At 39.1% G+C, this 10,505-nt stretch carries 5 protein-coding genes; all 5 read left to right on the forward strand.

Going from position 1 to position 10,505, the window contains the following annotated elements; all coding sequences use genetic code 11:
- Window positions 1-155: 155 nt before the first annotated feature.
- The 5 genes from RH96_RS05020 to RH96_RS05040 all read left to right on the forward strand — a co-directional run bounded on the left by RH96_RS05020 (window position 156) and on the right by RH96_RS05040 (window position 10,445).
- Window positions 156-1,763, forward strand: coding sequence for an exonuclease SbcCD subunit D C-terminal domain-containing protein (locus RH96_RS05020; protein ID WP_227500939.1), 1,608 nt, complete (start codon window positions 156-158; stop codon window positions 1,761-1,763).
- A 102-nt stretch (window positions 1,764-1,865) separates the two neighbouring features.
- Window positions 1,866-5,801, forward strand: coding sequence for an AAA family ATPase (locus tag RH96_RS05025; protein WP_010198046.1), 3,936 nt, complete (start codon window positions 1,866-1,868; stop codon window positions 5,799-5,801).
- 148 nt (window positions 5,802-5,949) lie between these two features.
- Window positions 5,950-6,867, forward strand: coding sequence for a LysR family transcriptional regulator (locus RH96_RS05030; protein WP_010198047.1), 918 nt, complete (start codon window positions 5,950-5,952; stop codon window positions 6,865-6,867).
- A gap of 1,117 nt (window positions 6,868-7,984) precedes the next feature.
- Window positions 7,985-9,148 carry an MFS transporter gene (locus RH96_RS05035; protein WP_010198049.1) on the forward strand — a complete coding sequence of 388 codons (1,164 nt, stop codon included), beginning with the start codon at window positions 7,985-7,987 and terminating at the stop codon, window positions 9,146-9,148.
- 97 nt (window positions 9,149-9,245) lie between these two features.
- Complete coding sequence (locus tag RH96_RS05040) at window positions 9,246-10,445, forward strand: multidrug effflux MFS transporter (protein ID WP_010198051.1); 1,200 nt, start codon at window positions 9,246-9,248, stop codon at window positions 10,443-10,445.
- Window positions 10,446-10,505: the final 60 nt, after the last annotated feature.

Genomic DNA, 10,505 nt, shown 5'->3' on the forward strand with positions numbered 1-10,505 from the left:
CTCTCCTCAACTTAATCGATAGCCACCTAAAGGGGCTATAACCATAAAGAAACCCTATCAGTAATATTTGGTAGGGTTTTATTTTGGCAGCAGAGCAAACAGCAATAATTCTTGCTAGAATGAAGGCTTTCTACTAAAAATCTTTAAGCTCAACTATGTCCACACTTGCCGATACCAAATCTATGCCTATTAAACCTCTCACTATACTCCATACCTCTGATTGGCATTTGGGACGACGGCTTTATGGTCGCATGCGTTATGAGGAATTTGAGGCATTTTTAAGCTGGCTTGAAGAGACGATTAGCGCGCAAAAAGTCGATGTATTAATCGTTGCTGGTGATATCTTTGATACCATGACGCCAAGTAATAGAGCCCAAGCATTGTATTTTGAGTTTTTGGGTAGAGTGTCAAAATCCTGCTGTCAGCACGTAGTGATAGTCGCGGGCAATCACGACTCCCCTACTTTTTTAGATGCACCCAGTCAGGTGCTTAAGTTTTTAAACGTCCATGTGATTGGTACGGCCTGTGACGACTTAACCGACGAAGTATTAGTTTTGAATGACATAGATGGTACATCTCATTGTATTATCGCCGCTGTCCCTTATTTGCGCGACCGCGATGTGCGTAGCAGTAGTGCTGGCGAGTCAGCAGATAGCAAAGACGCAAACGTTATCAAAGGCATTCGCGCCCATTATGATGAAGTCGCTAGCATTGCCAAAGCTCAGCAGGCTAAATTAGCCGAAGCAAACCAACGTCACATTCCTATCATCGCGACAGGGCATTTATTCGCGGCTGGTGGCACTACTACTGATGATGATGGCGTACGTGAGCTGTATGTGGGAAGCTTGGGCAAAATATCCGCCGATATGTTCGATGAATGCTTTGATTATGTCGCACTTGGTCACTTGCATGTGCCGCAGCGTGTCGGTGGTCGTGAGAGTATTCGCTATTCAGGCTCGCCTATCGCGATGGGATTTGGAGAAGCTCGCCAGCAAAAACAGGTGTTGTTGGTAAAATTTGGCGAAGCTTCAAAGCAAGTTACTGATGAGATGTCACCGTCAAAGGCAATTGATGAAGTTATAAGTTTTCAGGCGATAGAAACGGTAGTGCCTATCGAGAAATCCGTAGAGAAACTTTCTAAAAAAGTCGCCGCTCAAGCAACTGAATTTATGGACGACTTGTTTGGCTTTGGTGACTCGGCAGACAGCGAAGCGATTATACCAAACGCCTTTGACGACTCAATTTCTAGTCAAGTAAACGCTATACAGAGTAACCACTCTACAAATAATTCCACAAATAACTCCATATTAGTCTCTAACCTACTACATTATGACGAATCACGTCAGATGCAGGTCATCTCTCTACCCATCCCAAAATTTCAAAAGTTATCACAAGTCTCAGGTGATCTGGACGCTATTCAGCAGACTATCGATAAAACCATTCAGTCTCTCGATGCAACAGAGTCCGTTTGGCTGGAAGTTATTTATACAGGTAATGAAGTGGTCAGTGAGCTGCGCGATCATATTCAATCGATGGTAGATGGCTCGTCCTGTGAGGTGTTAAAAATAAAAAATACTCATACTTATAATAAAGTCCTCAATCAACAGCAGATCTCTGAGACGCTCCAAGATTTAAATGAGCAAGAGGTATTTGAGCGTTGCTTAGTCGCACATAGTGTCCCTGATGAGCAAAAATCAATCTTGCGTGATGCTTATGAGCAAATCGTTTATAACCTTCGTCATGAAGACACTCAGGCCGAATAATAGCAGCTTATTATAGAGGCAATTAATAGCTTCTTAATTTCTCACTACTGTTTCTCATCACTGCCATTTTCTCACTACTCTATATAAAAATAAGACCTGCCCATGCGACTGATTGAACTGCGACTCAAAAACCTGAACTCCCTAAAAGGCGAATGGCACATTGACTTTAGTGACCCCGCTTTTCTTAATGAAGGTATCTTTGCCATTACTGGGCAAACGGGCGCTGGCAAGACGACCATCTTGGATGCGATTTGCTTAGCACTATATAGCCAAACGCCAAGATTGGGTGATATTACAGGTTCGACAAACGAGATCATGACTCAGGGTACAGGTGAATGCTCGGCTGAAGTCATCATCGAGATTGACTCAACACGCTATCAATGCTCGTGGTATCAACATCGTGCTCACAAAAAAGCCAAAGGCAACTTATTGCCGATCAAGCATGAAATCAGCGCGGTCGAAACTGGCAAGATTTTAGAAGAAAAAAAATCTAAAACATCGGTCTATATCCAAGACCTTATCGGCATGGACTTTAGTCAATTTACCCGATCTATTATGCTGGCACAGGGCAGTTTTGCGGCGTTTTTAAAGTCTGATATTGGTGATAGAGCCGCCATTTTAGAGAAAATAACGGGCACTGCCATCTATGCCAAAATATCATTAAATGTGCATGAAAAGAAACGCTCTGAAGAAGAGGTGCTAAGCAATCTCCAAGCAGGCGTCAACAGCTTGTCTTTACTAAGTATCGAAGATGAACAACTGCTGATTGCAGCGTTAAAAGATCTTAATCAACAGCAAAGCACACAACGAAAAACCTTTAAAACACTAAGCGAGCAACTACAGTGGCTAGACAACGTTCAGCAGTTACAGCAGAGTCTGTCTGTTTATCAAACTGAATTTGCAACAGCGCAGCAGGCACAGCAAGACTTCGCTCCTGAAGCGCTGCGCTTAGACATTGCCAGCAAAGCATTGGAGATTGATAGCCAATTTCGAGAGCTGAGTCATAGCCGTGACACGGTTAAACGGCTAGGTATTGAACAACAGGAACTGCTTGATAAGCTTCCAGTACAGCAAGAAGCACTGACCCAGACTGCGACTCAGTTAGACGATGCCAACACTGTTGAAAAGCAAGCCACAGAACGCCTTCAAACGACTTTACCAGTCATTGCCAAGACGCGTGACTTGGATGCCGATATAAAACAGTTATCACAGTCTCTAGTAGACGATAATCAGCGTAAAGATGTACTAGCAAGTAATGCTCACAAATTACGTCAAGAAATCGCTAACCACAAACAAACAGAGCAAGTGACCAAAACTCAGCTTAGCACTATAGAAAAGTGTTTTAATGACAACCAAGAATTAAACGACCTCGATACGGATATAGCAACCTTTGATAATAGCTGTAGTCGATTGAAGGGGCTGCTACAAGACAATGTCCACTTAACAGAAAACAGTCTTGCGCTTAATCATCAATCCAAACAACTCAAGGCTGAATGTGATCAGTTATCTGAGCGACAATCCGCGGATAAACTGAAGGTAGTAAAACAACGTGAGCAATTGACCCACTTGCAACAGCAACAATCGGCACTGCTCCAAAATCAATCAATCGCTAGTATGCGTAGCGAACAAGAGCAAATTGATCACATTAGCAATCAAATTTCGCAAGCCAGCTTTAAGATAAAGCAGTTGTCCGAGATTGTTGGCCAAATCACGAAGACCACTCTCTCGCTACCGACGCTAAATAATGAGTTAACAACATTAGAAGGTTTGCTGGCTAGCCATCAATCAGACATTCAAGATGCCAAAATCAAACGACAAGAAAAGCTGACACATTTAACCCTACTACAAAAAGTCGCTAAGCTTGAAGACTATATAACAGAACTAGAGGATGGGTTGCCCTGCCCGCTTTGCGGTGCACATGAGCACCCTTACGGCAAACAGCATCCATTATTAGACAATAATTATACTAACGACACTAGCAACCAAAATCAACCGTCTCAAATAAACCAAACCCAGCAGCAACTGGCTGAATTAGAAACCCGTATCGAGAGTCTTGAGCAGGCTTTATCGGGCTACCATATCGAATATGCCACAAAGCAAGAAACGCTTAACAACCAGCAGCAGCAACTAGCACCACTACAACAACAATCCAAAACCTTAGGCAGTGATATTCAGGGTTACATATCGTCGCTGTTGAATACCGACCATCGTTATTCTGAGTCGATTGCAGCCATTATCAAGCCATTGGCGCAAATGAGTGACGGCATTAATACCGATATTTCGGATGTTGAGCAGTGCGTATTTTTATTAGATACCGTTAAACAGCAGCTTATTGAACAAAAGCAGTCCATTAAGATGACATTGCTTCATTATGACGAGCTGACTGAGAATGCATCCAAGCTCCGTACTGCTATCGAACATGATGAAAAACAGCAGCAGGCACTGATTAGCAATATCAATAACTTAACAACTGACATCACGCTGCACTCGCAGAAAATTGAAGGTATCGGCGGTAGAATTTTGGCTAACTTCTCTGAGCTAGCGCCCGCTGTGACAACAATTTCATCTTTAGTGCGCAAATACCCTGTAGATAAATATAAGAATGATTTCAATATCGATTTTGAGCCAACAATCATTCAAGACGTACTTGGGCAACTGGATAACAGTATCGATCAGCACACTGTGCTCGATAACGCAGACTATGACCGTCATATTGATGTATTGCGTCAACAGCGTAGTGCGCTTAATCAGTTAAAACAAAGATTTAATGAGAATAAAAATAGCCAACAGCAGCTCACCAATACGTTAAGCAGCTTGGCTGCGCAGATTGAGACTAAGCAAGATCAGCTTACCAACGACGAAGTAGCTTTCGCAAAACTAACAAACTTCATTGCCAATAAAACCAATGATATTGAACAACTAAACCACTCTAGAATAGAAATTTTTTCAGGTAAAAACCCAAACCACGAAGAGACGCAATTACGCAGTACTGTTGATGAGGCTAAAGCCAAGCAAGTAGTAGCACAAAGGCGGTTAGATTCGGTTCAGCAAGCATTAGAACAATTAACGACTAGAAAGCAACAGCTAGAAATGGAGCTACAGTCTGCAACTGTCATGATGGGTAGTAAGCAACAAACCTTTACTGATTCACTCGCAGAGTCGCAGTTCGCGGATGAGTCAGAATTTATCAATGCACGCCTGCCTAAAGAAGAGCGAGAAGCCCTACAGGTACGCAAATTGGCGATTGATAATGCGTTATATCAAGCTAAGTTACAGTTGGATGTCACTCAGCAAGCGTTAGAGCAAAAGCTTGCCACCCCTATGACAGAACAAAGCCGAGACACACTTGCTGAGCAGCATCACCATATTCAGACGGAGATTGATCAGTTAAGTCAAAAAATCGGGGCTATTGATCAAAAGCTCACAGACAATCACAACCAAAAAGGACAACAAGTGGCTCAGCTTGTTGCTATCAATGCACAAAAACAAAAGCTGCAAGTTTGGCAACAGCTCCACATTTTAATTGGTTCGGCTGATGGCAAAAAATACCGTACCTTTGCCCAAGGCTTAACGTTTGAGGTCATGATTAGCCATGCCAATAGCCAATTACAAAAGATGAGTGATCGCTATTTGCTGATTCATGACGATAACAACCCGCTTGAGCTAAATGTCATCGATAACTACCAAGGTGGTGATATTCGCAGTACTAAAAATCTATCCGGCGGTGAAGGTTTTATTATTAGCTTGGCACTCGCACTAGGACTATCACAAATGGCCAGTCACAATATTCGCGTCGACTCGCTGTTTTTGGATGAGGGTTTTGGGACACTTGATGAAGAGTCACTTGATATTGCACTCGATACCTTAACCAGCCTACAACAAGAAGGTAAATTAATTGGTATTATCTCGCATGTACAGGCATTAAAAGATCGTATTCTCACTCAAATTAAAGTTGAGAAAATTTCAGGAGGATTCAGTCAGATATCGGGTCAAGGTTGTCAGAAGGTGGTCAATGTTACTAACGGAAAAGCCTTGTGAGTTAAGGCGGTGGCACTTTACCCAATTAATGTCGTACTATAGTTTATTGCTTGACCAACCTTGTACTATAGTTAATTCAAAATAAAAGAGATACATACTTATTAGATAATATTATGTTGTAATTGATTACAAAAGGTTTGGGCTTATTATGCTGTGTAATAATCATTTAAAACAATTAGATTTTCAAGATATCGTGGTTTTTCTTAATTTAATGGAACTCAGAAGTGCAAAGAAAACAGCTGAATTAATGAACGTTAGTCAACCTACTATCAGCTACTGTCTAAAAAAACTAAGAGAATGCTTCGACGATATATTGTTTATACCAACTGATGGCAGTATGAGCCCTAGTAAAAAGGCTGAAAGAATAACTCCGTACATGCGAATGACAGTTGAATCAATAAACCAATGTGTAGATTCAGTTGAAAGCATACCTTTCGAACAAAAAGTATGGCGTATATGCGCCCCAGAATATTTCGAATTGTGTTTGATACCAAATATTTTAAGTTCTATCAATCAAAAATATTCCAATATTTCTTTAGAGGTACAACGCTTAGGGCAAGATTTACCCTTAGATAAGTTAGTAGTTGGTGATATAGATATAGCAATAGGTTTTGGTCCTGGATATCATCAACTACATCCAAACTTAAACTGGAAGTCTCTCGTTAGCGATGATTTTTGTTGCCTTACAACTTACCAAGGAGCTGATCCTGACATAAATGGTTATATGGATATAGATTTTTTCTGTGATTCACCACATGTATTCCCTACACCGTGGATATCAGAAAAAAACATGGTAGATGGGTGGTTAGATAAAATAGGAAAAAAAAGGATGGTTCTGGCTAGGACTAATAGTTATCAGTCATGTATCAATATTATTGACCAAATCCCAGCTACATTATGCTTACCAAGAAAGCTTGTGCCACTACTTAATATACCTGAGAATGTTAATATTCTCCGCCCACCTCTAGGTTTCCCTAGTTTTACTTTGGATATGGTTTGGTCTAGAGGAAGGTCTGAAAGTCCCGATATAAAAGAACTAAAAAAATTAATAATTGGCAATAAGTAAGTAAATATCAGCGGGTATTCAAATAAATTTCACAGTATTGTTCGCAATAAATACTATAGTTGTCAAGATACTCCTTAAATTATAAGGTTTAAAGACAAGCTTGTGTACTATTTATTCTATTGTGATGAACAACTAAATTCATAAAAAAATAATATTTTTTGACTTGAAGAACATCTCACTCTGCTGAAGTTAAATGCTTGTTAAAAGTATGCGGTTTTATATATTGTTAATAATTTCAGGTGTAAACATATACATATTATCAATCTTACTGAACGTTCTTTTAATTGTTCTCTACTTCTCTCTTACTATATCTTGTGCCTCCAGAACAGCCTCCTAAGCTATTTTCTAGCGTTCCTCACCATTTAATTCTCGGTATTTTCAAGCATCTTTCGGTATGAGCGTTGTGGGAAAGGCTCGCAACATTGACTTATACTAGCCATCATATTTTTTCATATATTCCGCGAAAGCATAGTTGGTGTGGTGATTTCTTTATTCAGAATGAGATTGTCTATCACTAGGCTTTAGTCGTGTGCGATATATAATATTGAATGCTGAAATTATTAGCTCATTATTGAGAATAATATAACAAGCTAAAGCCAACAATACGACTGTCATAAAAACCTATAAGAACGTTAAAACATCCCTTCCTTTTCAAGCATTGCGATAGCTGTGTATTTCAAGTTATTCATTGGTTGACCAATATCAAAAAATCCTACTGCCTCTCATATCATATAGTTTTGTGCTATCAATATTTTGATGGTTTCGAGTTTGACACTTCTTTTAATGTGAATATAACTTTTGAGTTTTGTCCAATTTTATCGTGCAATTGCAACCCCAATCTTCCTCGCTAGAGTCACTTCTTCATTCTAATAATTTAAAAATTAAATCAAGTATTTTAAAATTCAAAAAATGTTGATCTATATGTTTGATACCTTAATTAGGTAACTCAAAAAACTAATTTTACTTAATATATTCGTAAGGAATCTTTGATATGAATACGTCTTCTCCTATACAGAAGCCTTATTATCGACAACCTATCCCATGTTATGGTTTTGAGAGTATTTATGCTGAAACAAAGCCACTCCAGATCACTTATCAGCCCTACAAAAGGTAGGTTATGAGTAAGTCTATATACAACAGATGGCTATTAGCTATTATTACTATAATTATTGGCCTTAATCTTAGACCAATCATGGCATCTATCTCTCCAATTGTTCCTGTTTTACAAAATGCTATAGGAATTAATAACCAAACTGCTGGATTGTTAACAACATTACCCGTGGCAATGATGGGTTGTTTTGCGCTTCTAGGCTCCAGATTTCAGGCTAGAGTAGATGAATATGAAGGTGTGTTGTTTGGGTTGTTGGCCATAGCGGTTTCCTGCGGCTCTCGATTATTTATTCATTCTACACTTCCAATTCTTGTCACTTCTATTGTTGGAGGGGTGGGCATAGCGATAATTCAAACTTTGATGCCTGCGTATTTAAAGAGAGTTACCACAAATAATGCAAGTATCTACATGGGGTTGTTTACAACAGGAATTATGGGAGGAGCGGCTATCTCAGCTGCTTCATCCTCGCCTTTAGAAGAGGTGTTTGGATGGAACTTTGCGTTATCTGTTATGGCTATTCCTGCTTTGTTTGCAATTATATTTTGCTTTTTTGGTATGCAGCGTTTCAAAAGTAACAGTAAAGGATATTTACCACTACCTTTAGGTTCTAAGAACGCATGGTTGCTTATGCTTTTCTTCGGTATAGGAACAGGGGCCTACACTTTAGTATTAGCTTGGTTGCCATTAAATTACACACAATTAGGGTGGAGTAGAAATACGTCCGGGGCTTTATTAAGTATTTTGACAGTCGCAGAGGTAGTGGCGGGTATATTAGTTTCCATTTTTATCAAAAAATTCCCCGATCGCCGTAAGCCTTTATTTACAACTCTGCTACTAATATTAATAGGTTTATTGCTACTGATTTATGTCCCATCAAAACATCCATTACTAACTGTCATAACTTTAGGTCTAGGTATTGGTGCTTTATTCCCATTGTCTTTAATAGTAGCGCTAGACTATTCCTCAGACTCTAAACAAGCAGTCTCTCTTTTAGCTTTTGTTCAAGGTGGTGGATATCTAATCGCTTCAACATTTCCCTTTATGGCTGGCGCTTTAATTGATGCATCCAGTAACTTAACCAATGCATGGATAGGGATGATTGTTGGAGTTTTACTTTTATTGGGTATATGTATGAAATTCTCCCCAAAAGGCTTCTCAATCCAATATTAGCATTTAGATAGTTGCATTTATCAAGTGAATACTCATCAAAAAAAATAATGAACATCTAAAAATAAAGAGCTATTTTAAATATTTAAGGGGTTGGTTAATGAAAAAAGATATACGTTATGAAAACTTTATAATTTTCTTAGCACCATTTATTAATAGCTTGGGAGGGATTGCAATTGATCTCTATGCTCCAAGCTTACCTTCTATAGGTGCTGAATTTTCAGCTTCACCATCAATGATGCAGTATACAATCACTATTACATTGGTTTTCTATGCCATAGGGCAGATTTTCTTTGGAGTAATGGCAGATGCTATAGGTCGAAAATCTGCGGTTGTTTTGGGTCTTTCTATCTTCATAGGAGGCAGTGTTTTAGCTACTACTTCGTCATCAATTGGCATGTTGCTGTGCGCTCGTGCTCTTCAAGGATTCTCTATCGGTGCTTGTCAAGTTGTTGCAAGAGCGTTATTGGTTGATAATATAAAAGGAACTAGATTTGTAATTGCAATTACGTACTTGAGTTTGGCTTTCGGTTTAGGGCCTGTAATATCACCTTATATAGGGGGTTTGATCGAAGATAACTTTGGATGGCGATATAATTTTGTTTTATATGCAGCTTATGGCATTGTCATATTATGCCTGGTTTTGTGGAAACTCAAAGAGTCGTTACCTACAAGTGAAAGACGGAAAGTAACTGACATAATTTCAGGTTTTAAACCCATCTTATTCGATTCTTGCTTTATGACAGCAGTTTTGGTACTTGGATCAAGTTTCTCAGCATTCTTACTTTGGAACGTTGTAGGACCGTATATTATACAAAATACTTTAAACCAGTCCGCTCAATATTTCGGAACAACAGCCTTATTTGTGGGGTTGGCATACTTAACAGGAACACTTTCAAATAGATTTCTAATAAGTCATTTTCAATCTAATAAATTAATGATTTTTGGAGGTGGAGTGTTTCTTCTTGGTATTGTAGTCATTGCAATGAGTCCTAAAGAAGTATCTTTAATTCACCTTCTAGGTGGGATTATTATCATTGCGTTCTCCCAAGGTCTTATATTTTCTAACGCTTTGAGTGTTTCAATGTCGTTATTCAAAGACCGTGCAGGGGCAGCAGCTAGCCTTCAGGGTTGTCTGATGATTGCTTTTGGAGCTGTAGTCACAGGGGTTGTAAGCTCCTTGAACATCAATACTAATACTTCAATTGCTAGCGTATTCTTCTTTTTATTCATAATTTACTGCATCTCAATGCTGCACTTGAATAAAACACATTTTCAAGGTGCCAAAGGTGAGTTTTAATTCATAGCCAAATAATAAAAAACCACCGTTAATGAATAACGGTGGTTTTTTACGATCAAT

This window comes from Psychrobacter sp. PAMC 21119, from assembly GCF_000247495.1.
Taxonomy (GTDB): domain Bacteria; phylum Pseudomonadota; class Gammaproteobacteria; order Pseudomonadales; family Moraxellaceae; genus Psychrobacter; species Psychrobacter glaciei.

Coding starts and splice junctions, on each gene's coding strand:
- RH96_RS05030 (WP_010198047.1), top strand. CDS start 5,950: ATGCTGTGTAATAATCATTTAAAACAATTAGATTTTCAAGATATCGTG.
- RH96_RS05035 (WP_010198049.1), top strand. CDS start 7,985: ATGAGTAAGTCTATATACAACAGATGGCTATTAGCTATTATTACTATA.
- RH96_RS05040 (WP_010198051.1), top strand. CDS start 9,246: ATGAAAAAAGATATACGTTATGAAAACTTTATAATTTTCTTAGCACCA.
- RH96_RS05025 (WP_010198046.1), top strand. CDS start 1,866: ATGCGACTGATTGAACTGCGACTCAAAAACCTGAACTCCCTAAAAGGC.
- RH96_RS05020 (WP_227500939.1), top strand. CDS start 156: ATGTCCACACTTGCCGATACCAAATCTATGCCTATTAAACCTCTCACT.